This window comes from Pseudomonas sp. GW821-FHT04D07 (assembly GCF_059420225.1).
In genome coordinates this window covers 130,702-145,057 of sequence record NZ_JBWKTH010000006.1, presented here as the reverse complement: position 1 = coordinate 145,057, position 14,356 = coordinate 130,702, and the positions used below count along the sequence as shown (strand labels likewise).

Genomic DNA, 14,356 nt, shown 5'->3' with positions numbered 1-14,356 from the left:
AGAGGTGGAGCGTCGGGTGAGCGCCAAGGCGACTCACCCGGGGCGAAGATCAACGCAGACCGCGTTGAGTATCGTCCAGCTCACGGATGTATTTGAAGATTTTACGGCTGGCGGCCGGCGCTTTGTTCTGCGCAAGCTCGTGTTGAGCCTGGCGGATCAGGGAACGCAGTTGCTGGCGATCAGCGTCCGGGTATTCGACGACGAACTTTTCCAGGACATCGTCGGAGCCGGCGATCAGGCGATCGCGCCAGCGTTCGAGATTGTGGAAGCGTTCGTTGTATTGCCGGGTGGAGGCATCGAGTTGGTCGAGCAACATCAGGATGGCGTCAGTGTCCTGGTCGCGCATCAGCCTGCCGATGAACTGGATATGCCGTTTACGCGCGATATTCGCGGTGTGCTTCGGCGCTTCGGCCAGGGCACGGCGCAAGCCGTCGGTCAGTGGCAGTTTTGCCACCAAGTCGGGCTTGAGTGTTGTCAGGCGCTCGCCGAGATCAACCAGAGCATGCAGCTCGCGTTTGACCTGGGTTTTGCTTTTCTCCCCATCGAGGGAGTCGTCGTAAGAATCAACCATGGTGGCAGTCCGCAAAGAAACGTCGCCATGATAACCAGTCGGGGGCCGCTTGTCCGGCCCGGTCGCTCGAAGACCTTGACCGAAAGCAGAATTTGAGTGGAGAAAGCCATGAGTTCAGCACAAAGCGTCGGCCCGCAGGCGTTGCCGGTCCTGCAGGAGCAGGTCGAGCAGATTCTCGCCGAAGCCAAACGCCAGGGCGCCAGTGCCTGTGAAGTGGCAGTGTCCCTGGAACAGGGGTTGTCGACTTCGGTGCGCCAGCGGGAAGTTGAAACCGTCGAGTTCAACCGCGACCAGGGCTTCGGCATCACCTTGTATGTGGGGCAGCGCAAGGGGTCGGCCAGCACCTCGGCCAGCGGTCCCGAGGCGATTCGCGAAACCGTGGCGGCGGCCCTGGCCATCGCCCAGCACACCTCGGAAGACCAGCACTCGGGCCTGGCTGATGCCGCCCTGATGGCCAAGGAGCTGAAGGACTTCGACCTGTTCCATGCCTGGGACATCACACCCGAGCAGGCCATCGAGCGCGCCTTGATCTGTGAAGCGGCGGCGTTCGACGCCGACAGCCGGATCAAGAATGCCGACGGCACCACCCTGAGTACGTCCCAGGGTTGCCGTGTGTATGGCAACAGCCACGGCTTTATCGGCGGCTCGGCCTCGACCCGGCACAGCCTCAGCTGCGTGATGATCGCCGAAGGCGATGGCCAGATGCAGCGCGATTACTGGTATGACGTCAATCGCCAGGGTGAATTGCTCGCGGATGCCGCGGGCATTGGCCGCAAGGCCGCGCAGCGGGCGGCCAGCCGCCTGGGTGCGCGCCCGGTGCCGACCTGCGAAGTGCCGGTGCTGTTCTCGGCGGAATTGGCCGGTGGTTTGTTCGGCAATTTCCTTTCGGCAATCTCCGGCGGCAACCTGTACCGCAAGTCGTCATTCCTCGAAGGGGCAATGGGCCAGCGCCTGTTCCCGGAATGGTTGACCCTCGACGAGCGTCCGCACCTGATGCAGGGCATGGGCAGCTCGGCCTTTGACGGCGACGGCCTGGCGACCTATGCCAAGCCGTTCGTCGAAAATGGCACCCTGGTCTCCTACGTGCTGGGTACCTACTCGGGCCGCAAGCTGGGCCTGCCGAGCACGGCCAACGCCGGTGGCGTGCACAACCTGTTCGTCACCCATGGGGTCGAGGACCAGGACGCGCTGATCCGGCGCATGGGCCGCGGCCTGCTGGTGACCGAGTTGATGGGCCATGGCCTGAACATGGTCACCGGGGATTATTCGCGCGGTGCGGCGGGCTTCTGGGTCGAGAATGGCGAAATCCAGTTCCCGGTTCAGGAAGTGACCATTGCCGGCAATATGCGCGATATGTTCAAGCAGATCGTCGCGGTGGGCAGCGATCTGGAACTGCGCAGCCATATCCGTACCGGTTCGGTATTGATCGAGCGGATGACCGTCGCCGGTAGCTGATTGCACTGATTAAAAAGGCGCGCCATCCGTTGGATGGCGCGCCTTTTTTGTGGCGTTTTACACGCCCGCAATGGCCTGACTGAAACGCCTGTTGGCGAAGGGTGTAGGCGCGAGCTTGCTCGCGATGGACGTCAACGATAATGCGGGGAACCTGGTGCCCCTTGGTGTCAGGGCTACCATCGCGAGCAAGCTCGCTCCTACAGAGTACGTGGCAGGCCGGCGTTATTCGCCTTCGTCGAAATAGTTGTTGATCAGCTTGACCAGCGCGGCCATCGCATCGTCTTCCTGCTCGCCTTCGGTCTTCAGGTGGATCTTGGTGCCTTTGCCGGCCGCGAGCATCATCATGGCCATGATGCTCTTGCCGTCGACCATGCTTTCCGGTGTACGCCCGGCGCGGATCTGGCAGGGGAACTGGCCGGCCACGCCGACGAACTTCGCCGAAGCGCGGGCATGCAGACCCAGTTTGTTGATGATTTCAATTTCCAGAGCGGGCATCGCGGTGGTGGTCCTTTCAGCTAAGGTCGCGGTGGCGGACCTGGACGTTCTTCAGGGATTGTTGCAGGGCCTTGCCCAAGCGTTCGGTGAGGTAGACGGAGCGGTGATGCCCGCCCGTGCAGCCGATGGCAATAGTGACATAAGCCCGGTTGCTGGCGGCAAAACGCGGCAACCATTTGAGCAAATAACTGGAAATATCTTGGTACATTTCCTCGACGTCGGCTTGTGCGGCCAGGTATTCGGCCACCGGTTGGTCGAGCCCGGACTGCTCGCGCAATTCCGGTTTCCAGTAGGGGTTGGGCAGGCAACGTACGTCGAACACCAGGTCGGCATCCACCGGCATTCCGCGCTTGAAGCCGAACGATTCGACCAGGAAGGCGGTGCCTGGTTCCGGCTGGTTCAGCAGGCGCAGCTTGATGGTGTCGCGCAGTTGGTAGAGGTTCAGGTGGGTGGTATTGACCTTGAGGTCGGCCAGGTCCGAGATCGGCCCCAACAGGTTGCTTTCGTCGCGAATGGCCTCGGCCAGGGAACGATTGGCATTGCTCAGCGGGTGGCGGCGACGGGTTTCGGAAAAACGCTTGAGCAGGGTTTCTTCGTCGGCGTCCAGGTACAGCACATCGCACTGGATGTGCCGGCTGCGCACTTCATCGAGCAGTTCCGGGAAGCGCGACAGGTGGCTGGGCAGGTTGCGCGCGTCGATGGAAACGGCCACCAGCGGTTGCGCCAGCTCGGTATGGATCAGCGCGCGCTCGGCCAGTTCCGGCAGCAGGCCGGCCGGTAGGTTGTCAATGCAGTAGTAGCCGCTGTCCTCGAGGACATCGAGGGCGGTACTTTTACCCGAGCCGGAACGACCACTGACGATGATCAAGCGCATGGTCAGTGACCACTCTGCTCGTCCAGGACCACCTGATACAGGGCCTGGTTGGAGGTTGCACCGCGCAGCTTGTCACGCACGTCCTTGCGGTCGAGCATGCTGGCAATCTGCCGTAGCAGCTCCAGGTGGGCATCGGTGGCGGCTTCCGGGACCAGCAGGACGAACAGCAGGTCAACCGGCGCGCCGTCGATGGCATCGAAATCGATGGGGGCGTCCAGATGCATCAGGGCGCTGATGGGTGCCACGCAACCCTTCAGGCGGCAGTGCGGGATGGCAATGCCATTGCCGAAACCGGTCGAGCCGAGTTTTTCCCGCGCGATCAGGCTGTCGAAGACATCCTGCATCGCCAGATAAGGAACTTCCTGGCTGATCAGGTTGGCAATTTGCTCGAGGGCTTTCTTTTTACTGCCGCCCGGCACGTTCACCAAGGAACGGCCGGGGGTCAGGATGCTTTCAAGTCGGATCATGGATGGGTATCAGCGACCTGTACCTTGGAGCAGGTGCAGGTTCTTTTCCTTATGCTTTTTCAGTTGTCGGTCCAACTTGTCGGTAAGCAGGTCGATCGCCGCATACATGTCGTCATGCTCGGCGTTGGCGACCACTTCACCGCCGTGGATATGCAAGGTGGCTTCGATTTTCTGCTTCAGTTTTTCGACGGCCATGGTCACCTGTACGTTGGTGATCTTGTCGAAATGACGCTCCAGTCGGTCGAGTTTCTCGCCGATGTAAGCACGCAGGGGTTCGGTCACTTCCAGTTGGTGTCCACTGATATTGACTTGCATACAGCTTCTCCTTCGTTGCCAGTGCATAACGCGGCAGGCGATTGCCTGCCACAGTGCTACGCCCTGAAAGTCACCGATCGGCGACTTTCAGAAAGCAGCCCAGACGCTGTAACGCGGCCCCGTCCACTACATCAGTCGCTTCCGCTCGCTGGAGGGGGCGATCCCCAGGGACTCACGGTATTTGGCGACGGTACGACGGGCCACCTGAATGCCTTGTGCCTCCAGTAAACCAGCGATCTTGCTGTCACTCAACGGCTTTTTCTGATTTTCCGCTGCAACCAGTTTCTTGATGATCGCGCGGATCGCCGTGGACGAGCATTCGCCGCCTTCGGAGGTGCTGACGTGGCTGGAGAAAAAGTATTTCAGTTCATAGATACCGCGGGGGGTATGCATGAATTTTTGCGTGGTCACCCGGGAAATCGTCGATTCGTGCATGCCCACCGCTTCGGCGATGTCATGCAGGACCAACGGTTTCATCGCCTCGTCACCGTACTCCAGGAAGCCGCGCTGGTGCTCGACGATCTGGGTGGCGACCTTCATCAGGGTTTCGTTGCGGCTCTGCAGGCTCTTGATGAACCAGCGAGCTTCCTGCAACTGGTTGCGCATGAAGGTGTTGTCGGCGCTGGTGTCGGCACGCCGGACAAAACCGGCGTACTGCGGGTTGACCCGCAGGCGGGGTACCGATTCCTGGTTCAGTTCCACCAGCCAGCGCTCGTTGTCCTTGCGCACGATCACGTCCGGCACCACGTATTCGGCTTCGCTGGACTCGATTTGCGAGCCCGGGCGCGGGTTGAGGCCCTGGACCAGTTCGATGACCTGGCGCAGTTCGTCTTCCTTGAGCTTCATGCGCCGCATCAACTGGCTGTAGTCGCGGCTGCCGAGCAGATCGATGTAGTCGCTGACCAGGCGCTGGGCTTCGGCCAGCCAAGGCGTGCGGGCCGACAGCTGGCGCAGTTGCAGCAACAGGCATTCACCGAGGTTGCGCGCGCCGATGCCGGCCGGTTCGAATTGCTGGATGCGATGCAGCACCGCTTCGATCTCGTCCAGCTCGATATCCAGCTCCGGGTCGAAGGCGTCGAGGATTTCCTCGAGGGTCTCGTCCAGGTAGCCCTGATTGTTGATGCAGTCGATCAGGGTTACGGCGATCAGCCGGTCGGTGTCGGACATCGGTGCCAGGTTCAGTTGCCAGAGCAGGTGGCTCTGCAGGCTCTCGCCGACCGAGGTGCGGGTGGTGAAGTCCCACTCGTCGTCATCGTTGCTTGGCAGGCTGCTGGCGCTGGTCTGGTAGACATCTTCCCAGGCGGTGTCGACGGGCAGCTCGTTGGGAATGCGCTCGTTCCAGTCGCCTTCCTCGAGATTGTCCACCGTCGGCGCGGTTTCCTGCTGGTAGGACGGTTCTTCGACCTCGGTGTTGGGTTTGTGCTCGGCGTTGTCGGCCAGCGGGTCGGTATTGTCGAAGTCGTCGCCTTCTTCCTGGCGTTCGAGCATCGGATTGGACTCCAGGGCCTCCTGGATTTCCTGCTGAAGGTCCAGGGTCGACAATTGGAGCAGGCGGATGGCCTGTTGCAGCTGCGGTGTCATCGTCAGCTGCTGGCCCATTCTCAGGACTAGCGATGGTTTCATGGCAGGGGCTTAACACCTTATTCGCCGGCGCGCATGCGCCATCCACTCTACAGGGCGCCGGGGCGCCAAACATAAGCAAATTATATGCCTGAAACCCGAGCCTTTGCCTAGAGCGTTGTAACAATAAAAATTGTGTGGTTTTTATTGAACGGGGCGCGCTCTGGCGCTTGATCCTTTGCCTCGATGTTTACAGGCGGAATTCGTGGCCCAGGTAGACTTCCTTGACCAGTTCGTTGGCCAGGATGGTGGCCGAATCGCCTTCGGCAATCAGCTGTCCATCATTGACGATATAGGCGGTTTCGCAGATGTCCAAGGTCTCGCGGACGTTGTGGTCGGTGATCAATACACCGATGCCCTTGGCCTTGAGGTGATAGATGATCTGTTTGATATCGCCTACGGAAATCGGGTCAACCCCGGCGAAGGGTTCGTCGAGCAGGATGAATTTCGGCGCGGTGGCCAGGGCGCGGGCAATTTCCACGCGACGCCGTTCGCCACCAGACAGGCTCATACCGAGGTTATCGCGGATGTGGCTGATGTGGAATTCCTGCAGCAGGCTTTCCAGCTCCTTGCGGCGAGCGTTCTTGTCGATGTCCTTGCGGGTCTCGAGGATTGCCATGATGTTGTCCGCCACCGACAGCTTGCGGAAAATCGACGCTTCCTGGGGCAGGTAGCCGATCCCGGCGCGCGCGCGGCCGTGCATGGGCTGGTGGCTGACGTCCTGGTCGTCGATCAGCACGCGACCCTGGTCGGCCTGGACCAGACCGACGATCATGTAGAAGCAGGTGGTCTTGCCGGCACCGTTGGGGCCGAGCAAGCCGACGATCTGCCCGCTGTCGATCGACAGGCTGACATCACGCACCACCTGGCGACTTTTGTAGGCCTTGGCCAGATGCTGGGCTTTCAGGGTTGCCATTACTGCGCCTTCTGCTGTTCGGTTTTCTGCTTCGGCTGGATGACCATGTCGATGCGTGGGCGCGGCGCGGTGATCGCGCTACCGTTGGCGCGACCGGCCTGGGCAATCTGCTTCACCGTGTCGTAGACGATTTTCTCGCCTTCGGTGGTGTTGCCGTCGTTGATCACCTTGGCCTTGTCGATCAGGATGATGCGGTTCTGCTGAGCGTGGTACTGGATGGTCACGCCATAGCCCTGCACCGGCTTCGGATCGCCGACTTTCTGCAGTTGCTCGAAGTAGGCCAGGTTGCCCACGGAGGTCACCACGTCGATGGCGCCGTCCTTGGTCCGGGTCAGCGTCACGGTGTTGCCCTTGACGATCATCGAGCCTTGGGTAATGACCACATCGCCCTTGTAGGTGGCGATGCCTTGCTTGTCGTCCAGTTGAGCGTCGTCGGCTTGGATGCGGATGGGCTGCTGGCTGTCGGTCGGCAGTGCCCAGGCGCTCACGCTTCCCAGTGCCGCACCCAGGCCAAGCAAAATAGGGAGGGTTTTAACGAGACTCATACTGTCCTCTTACATTGGACAGCAGGTGTATCCGGCTGTCGTTCAAATACGCTTTCATTCCCTTGCCAGTGGTCACGCCGTCGGCACCGTCGATTCTAACGGCTTGCTCGGTCTGCGCATATTGCTTCTGTGGGAATACTGTCATTCGACTGCTGGTAATGATCACTTCCCGCTGTAGTTCGTCAGTGCGCGCCACCCGTACCGAGTCGATCAGTTCGATCTCGGTGCCGTCCGGGTTGACCTCGGCGTGCTCGCTCTGGACGTGCCAGGGATAGACCGTGCCACGGTAGATGTGCATGTCGGGCTTGGTCACCAGGGTAACGTCGGAAGCCTTGAGGTGTTCGACCTTGTCACCGGTCAGGTCGTACTGGACCCGGCCGTCCGGCATGTACTGAATGCTGTGGGCGTTAATAGCGTAGTAGTCGATCTGGGTTTCATCGACCTGCGCCATCGGGCGCTCGAGGAAGCGTTCCGGGCTGATGTTCCAGTAGCCAACAGCCGCGAAAATCGCAGCAATGACAGCGAACAGCAGAATGTTGCGAATTTTCTTGCTCAGCATAAATAGCTCTACAGGTAGGCGGCGTGAGCCGCTTCAAGGCTGTCCTGGGCTTGCAGGATCAGCTCGCAGAATTCGCGGGCGGCGCCTTCGCCACCCCGGGCCCGGGTAATACCGTGGGCGTGTTCGCGGACGAAGCTGGCGGCGTTGGCCACCGCCATGCCCAATCCGACGCGGCGGATCACCGGCAGGTCCGGCAGGTCGTCACCCAGGTAGGCGACCTGTTCATAGCTTAGATTGAGCTGGGCGAGCAGGGCGTCGAGCACCACCAGCTTGTCCTCGCGACCCTGGTAGACATGGGGGATGCCGAGGTTCTGCGCGCGGCGTTCGACCAGTGCGGTCTTGCGACCGCTGATAATAGCGGTTTGCACGCCGGCGGCCATCAGCATCTTGATGCCCTGGCCGTCGAGGGTGCTGAACGACTTGAATTCGCTGCCGTCTTCGAGGAAGTACAGGCGGCCATCGGTCAGCACGCCGTCGACGTCGAAGACCGCCAGCTTGATGGCTTTGCCGCGTTGCAACAGATCGTCGTTCATTTACATCACTCCCGCGCGCAGCAGATCGTGCATATTCAGGGCGCCCACCGGGCGATCTTCGCCGTCGATCACCACCAGCGCGCTGATCTTGTGGTCTTCCATGATTTTCAGGGCTTCGGCGGCGAGCATCTCGGCCCGTGCGGTCTTGCCGTGGGGAGTCATGACGTCTTCGATCAGGGCCGTGTGAATGTCGATGGTGCGGTCCAGGGTCCGGCGCAGGTCGCCGTCGGTGAAGATCCCGGCCAGGCGCCCGTCGGCTTCGACGATCACGGTCATGCCGAGGCCTTTGCGCGTCATTTCCATCAGCGCGTCTTTCAGCAGGGTGCCGCGCAGTACCTGTGGCAACTCGTCGCCGGCATGCATGACATTTTCCACTTTCAGCAACAGTCGACGACCCAGGGCGCCGCCCGGATGGGAAAAGGCAAAGTCCTCGGCGGTGAAGCCGCGGGCTTCGAGCAGTGCCACGGCCAGGGCATCGCCCATCACCAGGGCGGCGGTGGTGGAGGAGGTCGGGGCCAGATTCAGCGGGCAGGCCTCATGCTCGACATGCACGTTCAGGTTGACTTCGGCGGCCTTGGCCAGCGGCGAGTCGGGGTTGCCGGTCAGGCTGATCAACTGGATGCCCAGGCGCTTGATCAAGGGCAGCAGGGTGACGATTTCCGCGGTGGAGCCGGAGTTGGACAGGGCCAGGATGATGTCGTCCCGGGTGATCATGCCCATGTCGCCGTGGCTGGCCTCGGCGGGATGCACGAAAAACGCCGTGGTGCCGGTACTGGCCAGGGTCGCGGCGATCTTGTTGCCGATGTGCCCGGACTTGCCCATGCCGACCACGACCACACGGCCCTTGCTGGCCAGAATCATTTCGCAAGCGCGTACGAAATCCGCGTCGATGTGGGCGAGCAAGCCTTCTACGGCTTCGCGTTCGAGGCGGATGGTGCGTTGTGCTGATTGAATCAGGTCGCTGGATTGGCTCATGTCAGAAATCGGTTAGCCTGATGAAAAGGCGCGATTATAGCGGCAATGACTTCTCCACTCACACTAGATCATTGCGTTTTGCGTGGAGGCTGTAGGAGTTTGCCTTCGGTTTTTATCTCGCAAGCTGTCAAGCCCGGCTGTATTTATCCTGAACAAGGGTGGCTTCGGTCTTGGGCGGCTCGTATCAGCGGTGATATAGTTCGCGGCTAGTTCGGCCCGCTCAGGACGTATGCGCCTCTTTTCAAGAGAGGCCGGGTGTCCGAGTCCGAGGCCGCATCGCAAGGAGTTTAGATGAGCGCCGATAACGCCTACGCGGTCGAGCTGAAGGGTGTGACCTTCAAGCGCGGTGCGCGCAGCATCTTCAATAATGTCGACATTCGTATCCCGCGAGGCAAGGTCACCGGCATCATGGGGCCTTCCGGGTGCGGCAAGACCACCCTGTTGCGGCTGATAGGCGCGCAACTGCGCCCCAGCGGCGGCGAAGTCTGGGTCAATGGTCAGAATCTCCCCACCCTGTCGCGCGGCGATCTGTTCGATGCGCGCAAGCACATGGGCGTGCTGTTCCAGAGCGGTGCACTGTTCACCGACCTGGACGTTTTCGAGAACGTCGCCTTTCCGCTGCGGGTTCACACCGAACTGCCGGAAGAAATGATTCGTGACATTGTCCTGCTCAAATTGCAGGCGGTAGGCCTGCGCGGGGCGGTCGACCTGATGCCCGACGAATTGTCCGGCGGCATGAAACGTCGTGTGGCTCTGGCCCGGGCCATTGCCCTGGACCCGCAGATCCTCATGTACGACGAACCGTTCGTCGGTCAGGACCCGATCGCCATGGGCGTACTCGTGCGCTTGATCCGCCTGCTCAATGACGCCCTGGGCATCACCAGCATTGTGGTCTCCCATGATCTGGCCGAAACCGCCAGCATCGCCGACTACCTGTATGTGGTCGGTGATGGCGAGGTGCTCGGGCAAGGTACCCCGGAAGAACTGATGAACGCCGATAACCCGCGTATCCGCCAGTTTATGAAGGGCGATCCCGACGGTCCCGTACCGTTCCACTTTCCGGCGCCGGACTACCGCACCGACCTGTTGGGGAAGCGCTGACAATGCGCAAGAAATCCATTATCGAGAGAGTGCGCCTGTTCGGTCGCTCGGGCCTGGACGTGCTCGCCGTGTTCGGTCGTTCGACCCTGTTTCTCTCCCATGTGCTGTTCGGCCGCGGCAGCATCGGCGGCGGCTTCGGGCTGCTGATCAAGCAATTGCATTCCGTGGGCGTGATGAGCCTGGTGATCATTGTCGTCTCCGGGGTCTTCATCGGCATGGTCCTGGCTCTGCAGGGTTTCAATATCCTCTCCAGCTACGGTTCCGAGCAGGCGGTGGGGCAGATGGTCGCTCTGACCCTGTTGCGCGAGCTCGGGCCGGTGGTCACCGCGTTGCTGTTCGCCGGGCGGGCCGGTTCGGCGCTGACCGCCGAAATCGGCAACATGAAGTCCACCGAGCAGCTTTCCAGCCTGGAGATGATCGGTGTCGATCCGCTCAAGTACATCATCGCGCCGCGGTTGTGGGCCGGCTTCATTTCCCTGCCGCTGCTGGCAATGATCTTCAGCGTGGTTGGGATCTGGGGCGGTTCGTGGGTGGCGGTTGACTGGCTGGGGGTCTATGAGGGCTCCTACTGGGCCAACATGCAGAACAGTGTGACGTTCAACAGTGATGTGCTGAACGGCATCATCAAAAGTATCGTGTTCGCCTTCGTGGTGACCTGGATTGCCGTGTTTCAAGGCTACGACTGCGAACCTACTTCCGAGGGGATCAGCCGTGCCACGACCAAGACCGTGGTCTATGCCTCCCTGGCAGTGCTGGGCCTTGACTTTATTCTGACCGCCTTGATGTTTGGAGATTTCTGATGCAAAACCGCACCCTGGAAATCGGTGTCGGCCTTTTTCTGCTGGCTGGCATCCTGGCTTTGCTGCTGCTTGCGTTGCGGGTCAGTGGACTGTCCCCTACGGCAAACACTGAAACGTATAAATTATATGCGTACTTCGACAATATCGCCGGTTTGACTGTCAGAGCTAAGGTCACCATGGCCGGTGTCACCATCGGCAAGGTGACGGCGATCGATCTGGACCATGACAGTTTCACCGGTCGGGTGACCATGCAAGTTGAAAAACGCGTGAACAACCTGCCGACTGATTCCACTGCGTCTATCCTCACGGCGGGCTTGCTCGGTGAGAAGTACATCGGCCTCAGCGTGGGCGGGGAAGACACCCTGCTCAAGGATGGTGGGACTATCCACGACACCCAGTCGTCGCTGGTGCTGGAAGATCTGATCGGTAAATTCCTGCTCAATACCGTGAATAAAGACGCCAAATGAGGAGTTTTTCCATGATCTCGATGTTGCGACGTAGTCTGCTGGTGCTGCTGGCGACCTTGCCCTTGATGGGCACTGCCCTGGCTGCGACCTCGGCCCATGACCTGGTCAAGAACACCACTGACCGGATACTGGCCGACCTTACAGCGAACAAGGCGCAGTACAAACAGAACCCCGGAGCTTTCTATGAGGCGCTGAACACCATCATCGGCCCGGTGGTGGATGCCGAAGGCATTTCCAAAAGCATCATGACGGTCAAGTACTCGCGCAAGGCCACGCCCGAGCAGATGAAGACCTTCGAGGAAAACTTCAAGAAGGGCCTGTTCCAGTTCTACGGCAACGCCTTGCTGGAGTACAACAACCAGGGCATCACCGTCGATCAGCCCAAGGATGAGTCGGGCGACCGTACCAGCGTCGGCATGACCGTCAAGGGCAACAACGGCGCGATCTATCCGGTTTCCTACACCATGGAGAAAATCAACGGCGAGTGGAAGCTGCGCAACGTGATCATCAACGGCATCAATATCGGCAAGCTGTTCCGCGATCAGTTCACCGATGCGATGCAGCGCAACAACAACAACCTGGACCAGACCATCAACAACTGGGCCAGCGAAGTGGAGAAGGCCAAGGCCGAATCCGAGAAAAACCCGCAGAAGGGCGCGCAGAGTGAGTGAAGCCAGCGTTCGCGCCGGTGAGGCAGGTGAAGTGCTGCTGGCCGGGGTGATCGACTACAGCACCGGCCCGGCCTTGCGCAAGGACGGGCAGGTGCTGATCAAGGCCAGCGCTGCGCCGGCCGTGGTGGTCGACTGCTCCGCGGTGGAGAAATCCAGCAGTGTCGGCCTGGCCTTGCTGCTGGCGTTCATGCGTGACGCCGCCGAGGGCGGCAAAGCCTTGAGCATTCGCGCCATGCCGCAAGACATGCGAGAAATCGCCGAGGTTTCCGAGTTGACGGAGATCCTCGGCGTTCATTGACAGTGCCATGAATAAAGAAGCCCCCCGTCAGTGTCCTGCAATGCGGGGTTCGCAGGCGCGGGGCTTTTTTGTATGATGGCCGACCCGCGCGCGTTGGGCGCCGATTGAGGTTGAGCATGCAGGCTTACGAAGTAAAGAGCTTCCTTGAAGAAAAGCTGTCGGACACTCTTTCAAAAGTGCAGGTTGAAGTTGAAGGCGAAGGCTGCAACTTCCAGCTGAACGTAATTAGCGACGAACTGGTGGCCCTGAGCCCGGTGAAGCGTCAGCAGAGCATCTATGCCCATTTGAACCCGTGGATCGCCGATGGCAGCATCCATGCGGTCACTATGAAATTTTTCAGCCGCGCGGCCTGGGCCGAGCGCACCTGAGCCTGAATTGGCGTCGAGACCCTTATGGACAAACTGATTATTACTGGCGGCGTTCGTCTTGATGGCGAAATCCGCATTTCCGGGGCGAAGAACTCCGCCCTGCCGATCCTGGCCGCCACGTTGCTGTGCGATGGCCCGGTGACCGTGGCCAACCTGCCGCACCTGCACGATATCACCACCATGATCGAGCTGTTCGGGCGCATGGGCATTGAGCCGGTGATCGACGAGAAGCTCAGCGTGGAAATCGATCCGCGCAGCATCAAGACCCTGATCGCGCCGTACGAGCTGGTGAAAACCATGCGTGCCTCGATCCTGGTGCTGGGGCCGATGGTCGCCCGTTTCGGTGAAGCCGAAGTCGCCCTGCCTGGCGGTTGCGCCATCGGCTCGCGTCCGGTGGACCTGCACATCCGCGGCCTGGAAGCCATGGGTGCGGTGATCGACGTCGAAGGCGGCTACATCAAGGCCAAGGCGCCGGAAGGCGGCCTGCGCGGGGCGAACTTTTTCTTTGATACCGTCTCCGTGACCGGTACCGAGAACATCATGATGGCCGCCTCCCTGGCCCGTGGCCGCAGCGTGCTGCAGAACGCCGCGCGCGAGCCGGAAGTGGTCGACCTGGCGAACTTCCTCAACGCCATGGGCGCCAAGGTCAGCGGTGCCGGTACCGACACCATCACCATCGACGGTGTCGAGCGCCTGCACTCGGCCACCTACAAGGTGATGCCGGACCGTATCGAGACCGGCACCTACCTGGTGGCCGCGGCCGCTACGGGTGGCCGGGTCAAGGTCAAGGACACCGATCCGACCATTCTTGAAGCCGTGCTGGAGAAGCTGAAAGAGTCCGGTGCCGAAATCACCACCGGTGAAGACTGGATCGAGCTGAACATGCATGGCAAGCGGCCGAAGGCGGTCAACGTGCGCACCGCGCCGTACCCGGCATTCCCGACCGACATGCAGGCCCAGTTCATTTCGCTCAACGCCATCGCTGAAGGCACTGGCGCGGTGATCGAGACGATTTTCGAAAACCGTTTCATGCACGTGTACGAGCTGCATCGCATGGGCGCGAAGATCCAGGTCGAAGGCAACACTGCCATCGTCACCGGTATCGAACGCCTGAAAGGCGCGCCGGTCATGGCTACCGACCTGCGGGCTTCGGCCAGCCTGGTGATTTCGGCGCTGACCGCTGAAGGTGACACGCTGATCGACCGCATCTACCACATCGACCGTGGTTATGAGTGCATCGAAGAGAAGTTGCAGATGCTCGGTGCCAAGATCCGCCGCGTTCCGGGCTAGTGCTGTTCCCCCCTGTAGGAGCGAGCTTGCTCGCGA

Annotated in this window: 19 protein-coding genes; 8 read left to right on the top strand and 11 right to left on the bottom strand. The window is 60.7% G+C overall.

Features of this window, described 5'->3' with window-relative positions:
• Nucleotides 1-49 precede the first annotated feature (49 nt).
• Nucleotides 50-571, bottom strand: a complete 522-nt coding sequence (gene yjgA / locus AC07T0_RS10620; RefSeq protein WP_495001134.1) for a ribosome biogenesis factor YjgA — start codon at nt 569-571, stop codon at nt 50-52.
• A gap of 108 nt (nt 572-679) precedes the next feature.
• Here yjgA and pmbA point away from each other — a divergent pair, with 108 nt between their 5' ends.
• Nucleotides 680-2,026, top strand: a complete 1,347-nt coding sequence (pmbA, locus tag AC07T0_RS10615; RefSeq protein ID WP_495001133.1) for a metalloprotease PmbA — start codon at nt 680-682, stop codon at nt 2,024-2,026.
• Nucleotides 2,027-2,248: 222 nt separating this feature from the next.
• Here the strand turns inward: pmbA and AC07T0_RS10610 are convergent, their stop codons facing one another.
• From AC07T0_RS10610 to AC07T0_RS10565, 10 genes are all read right to left on the bottom strand, one after another.
• Nucleotides 2,249-2,521 (bottom strand): HPr family phosphocarrier protein, encoded by a 273-nt coding sequence (locus AC07T0_RS10610; protein ID WP_177093208.1) that lies wholly within the window; start codon nt 2,519-2,521, stop codon nt 2,249-2,251.
• Nucleotides 2,522-2,537: 16 nt separating this feature from the next.
• Nucleotides 2,538-3,395, bottom strand: coding sequence for an RNase adapter RapZ (gene rapZ / locus AC07T0_RS10605; RefSeq protein WP_495001132.1), 858 nt, complete (start codon nt 3,393-3,395; stop codon nt 2,538-2,540).
• A 2-nt stretch (nt 3,396-3,397) separates the two neighbouring features.
• A complete protein-coding gene (gene ptsN / locus AC07T0_RS10600) occupies nt 3,398-3,862 on the bottom strand; it encodes a PTS IIA-like nitrogen regulatory protein PtsN (RefSeq protein ID WP_495001131.1) in 465 nt (154 codons plus the stop codon).
• Between the two features lie 9 nt (nt 3,863-3,871).
• On the bottom strand, nt 3,872-4,177 hold the full coding sequence (gene hpf / locus AC07T0_RS10595; RefSeq protein WP_017126531.1) for a ribosome hibernation-promoting factor, HPF/YfiA family: 306 nt from the start codon (nt 4,175-4,177) through the stop codon (nt 3,872-3,874).
• A 126-nt stretch (nt 4,178-4,303) separates the two neighbouring features.
• Nucleotides 4,304-5,800 (bottom strand): RNA polymerase factor sigma-54, encoded by a 1,497-nt coding sequence (locus AC07T0_RS10590; protein ID WP_495001130.1) that lies wholly within the window; start codon nt 5,798-5,800, stop codon nt 4,304-4,306.
• A gap of 187 nt (nt 5,801-5,987) precedes the next feature.
• Nucleotides 5,988-6,713, bottom strand: coding sequence for an LPS export ABC transporter ATP-binding protein (gene lptB, locus AC07T0_RS10585; protein WP_495001129.1), 726 nt, complete (start codon nt 6,711-6,713; stop codon nt 5,988-5,990).
• Nucleotides 6,713-7,258, bottom strand: a complete 546-nt coding sequence (lptA, locus tag AC07T0_RS10580) for a lipopolysaccharide transport periplasmic protein LptA (RefSeq protein ID WP_248794845.1) — start codon at nt 7,256-7,258, stop codon at nt 6,713-6,715. The genes lptB and lptA overlap by 1 nt, the downstream gene beginning before the upstream one ends.
• Nucleotides 7,245-7,817: an LPS export ABC transporter periplasmic protein LptC gene (gene lptC, locus AC07T0_RS10575; RefSeq protein ID WP_495001128.1), complete on the bottom strand. Its 573-nt coding sequence runs from the start codon at nt 7,815-7,817 to the stop codon at nt 7,245-7,247. The genes lptA and lptC overlap by 14 nt, the downstream gene beginning before the upstream one ends.
• Before the next feature lie 8 nt (nt 7,818-7,825).
• A complete protein-coding gene (locus tag AC07T0_RS10570) occupies nt 7,826-8,350 on the bottom strand; it encodes a KdsC family phosphatase (protein WP_495001127.1) in 525 nt (174 codons plus the stop codon).
• On the bottom strand, nt 8,351-9,325 hold the full coding sequence (locus AC07T0_RS10565) for a KpsF/GutQ family sugar-phosphate isomerase (RefSeq protein WP_495001126.1): 975 nt from the start codon (nt 9,323-9,325) through the stop codon (nt 8,351-8,353).
• A 291-nt stretch (nt 9,326-9,616) separates the two neighbouring features.
• Here AC07T0_RS10565 and AC07T0_RS10560 point away from each other — a divergent pair, with 291 nt between their 5' ends.
• The 7 genes from AC07T0_RS10560 to murA all read left to right on the top strand — a co-directional run bounded on the left by AC07T0_RS10560 (nt 9,617) and on the right by murA (nt 14,320).
• Nucleotides 9,617-10,426, top strand: coding sequence for an ATP-binding cassette domain-containing protein (locus AC07T0_RS10560; RefSeq protein WP_495001125.1), 810 nt, complete (start codon nt 9,617-9,619; stop codon nt 10,424-10,426).
• A gap of 2 nt (nt 10,427-10,428) precedes the next feature.
• Complete coding sequence (gene mlaE / locus AC07T0_RS10555; RefSeq protein ID WP_495001124.1) at nt 10,429-11,226, top strand: lipid asymmetry maintenance ABC transporter permease subunit MlaE; 798 nt, start codon at nt 10,429-10,431, stop codon at nt 11,224-11,226.
• The gene (mlaD, locus tag AC07T0_RS10550; protein WP_495001123.1) at nt 11,226-11,693 is read left to right on the top strand and encodes an outer membrane lipid asymmetry maintenance protein MlaD; all 468 of its coding nucleotides are present in this window, start codon (nt 11,226-11,228) and stop codon (nt 11,691-11,693) included. The genes mlaE and mlaD overlap by 1 nt, the downstream gene beginning before the upstream one ends.
• Before the next feature lie 11 nt (nt 11,694-11,704).
• Complete coding sequence (locus tag AC07T0_RS10545; RefSeq protein ID WP_495001122.1) at nt 11,705-12,364, top strand: MlaC/ttg2D family ABC transporter substrate-binding protein; 660 nt, start codon at nt 11,705-11,707, stop codon at nt 12,362-12,364.
• Nucleotides 12,357-12,662, top strand: a complete 306-nt coding sequence (locus AC07T0_RS10540) for an STAS domain-containing protein (RefSeq protein ID WP_495001121.1) — start codon at nt 12,357-12,359, stop codon at nt 12,660-12,662. The genes AC07T0_RS10545 and AC07T0_RS10540 overlap by 8 nt, the downstream gene beginning before the upstream one ends.
• A gap of 116 nt (nt 12,663-12,778) precedes the next feature.
• Nucleotides 12,779-13,030 (top strand): BolA family protein, encoded by a 252-nt coding sequence (locus AC07T0_RS10535; protein ID WP_495001120.1) that lies wholly within the window; start codon nt 12,779-12,781, stop codon nt 13,028-13,030.
• 24 nt (nt 13,031-13,054) lie between these two features.
• Entirely contained in the window at nt 13,055-14,320 is a 1,266-nt protein-coding gene (gene murA / locus AC07T0_RS10530) for a UDP-N-acetylglucosamine 1-carboxyvinyltransferase (protein WP_495001119.1), read from the top strand.
• The last annotated feature ends 36 nt before the right edge of the window (nt 14,321-14,356 follow it).

What these genes read in the sequence shown, in the direction of transcription:
- yjgA (WP_495001134.1), bottom strand. Translation starts at nt 571, where the DNA reads ATGGTTGATTCTTACGACGACTCCCTCGATGGGGAGAAAAGCAAAACC.
- pmbA (WP_495001133.1), top strand. Translation starts at nt 680, where the DNA reads ATGAGTTCAGCACAAAGCGTCGGCCCGCAGGCGTTGCCGGTCCTGCAG.
- AC07T0_RS10610 (WP_177093208.1), bottom strand. Translation starts at nt 2,521, where the DNA reads ATGCCCGCTCTGGAAATTGAAATCATCAACAAACTGGGTCTGCATGCC.
- rapZ (WP_495001132.1), bottom strand. Translation starts at nt 3,395, where the DNA reads ATGCGCTTGATCATCGTCAGTGGTCGTTCCGGCTCGGGTAAAAGTACC.
- ptsN (WP_495001131.1), bottom strand. Translation starts at nt 3,862, where the DNA reads ATGATCCGACTTGAAAGCATCCTGACCCCCGGCCGTTCCTTGGTGAAC.
- hpf (WP_017126531.1), bottom strand. Translation starts at nt 4,177, where the DNA reads ATGCAAGTCAATATCAGTGGACACCAACTGGAAGTGACCGAACCCCTG.
- AC07T0_RS10590 (WP_495001130.1), bottom strand. Translation starts at nt 5,800, where the DNA reads ATGAAACCATCGCTAGTCCTGAGAATGGGCCAGCAGCTGACGATGACA.
- lptB (WP_495001129.1), bottom strand. Translation starts at nt 6,713, where the DNA reads ATGGCAACCCTGAAAGCCCAGCATCTGGCCAAGGCCTACAAAAGTCGC.
- lptA (WP_248794845.1), bottom strand. Translation starts at nt 7,258, where the DNA reads ATGAGTCTCGTTAAAACCCTCCCTATTTTGCTTGGCCTGGGTGCGGCA.
- lptC (WP_495001128.1), bottom strand. Translation starts at nt 7,817, where the DNA reads ATGCTGAGCAAGAAAATTCGCAACATTCTGCTGTTCGCTGTCATTGCT.
- AC07T0_RS10570 (WP_495001127.1), bottom strand. Translation starts at nt 8,350, where the DNA reads ATGAACGACGATCTGTTGCAACGCGGCAAAGCCATCAAGCTGGCGGTC.
- AC07T0_RS10565 (WP_495001126.1), bottom strand. Translation starts at nt 9,325, where the DNA reads ATGAGCCAATCCAGCGACCTGATTCAATCAGCACAACGCACCATCCGC.
- AC07T0_RS10560 (WP_495001125.1), top strand. Translation starts at nt 9,617, where the DNA reads ATGAGCGCCGATAACGCCTACGCGGTCGAGCTGAAGGGTGTGACCTTC.
- mlaE (WP_495001124.1), top strand. Translation starts at nt 10,429, where the DNA reads ATGCGCAAGAAATCCATTATCGAGAGAGTGCGCCTGTTCGGTCGCTCG.
- mlaD (WP_495001123.1), top strand. Translation starts at nt 11,226, where the DNA reads ATGCAAAACCGCACCCTGGAAATCGGTGTCGGCCTTTTTCTGCTGGCT.
- AC07T0_RS10545 (WP_495001122.1), top strand. Translation starts at nt 11,705, where the DNA reads ATGATCTCGATGTTGCGACGTAGTCTGCTGGTGCTGCTGGCGACCTTG.
- AC07T0_RS10535 (WP_495001120.1), top strand. Translation starts at nt 12,779, where the DNA reads ATGCAGGCTTACGAAGTAAAGAGCTTCCTTGAAGAAAAGCTGTCGGAC.
- murA (WP_495001119.1), top strand. Translation starts at nt 13,055, where the DNA reads ATGGACAAACTGATTATTACTGGCGGCGTTCGTCTTGATGGCGAAATC.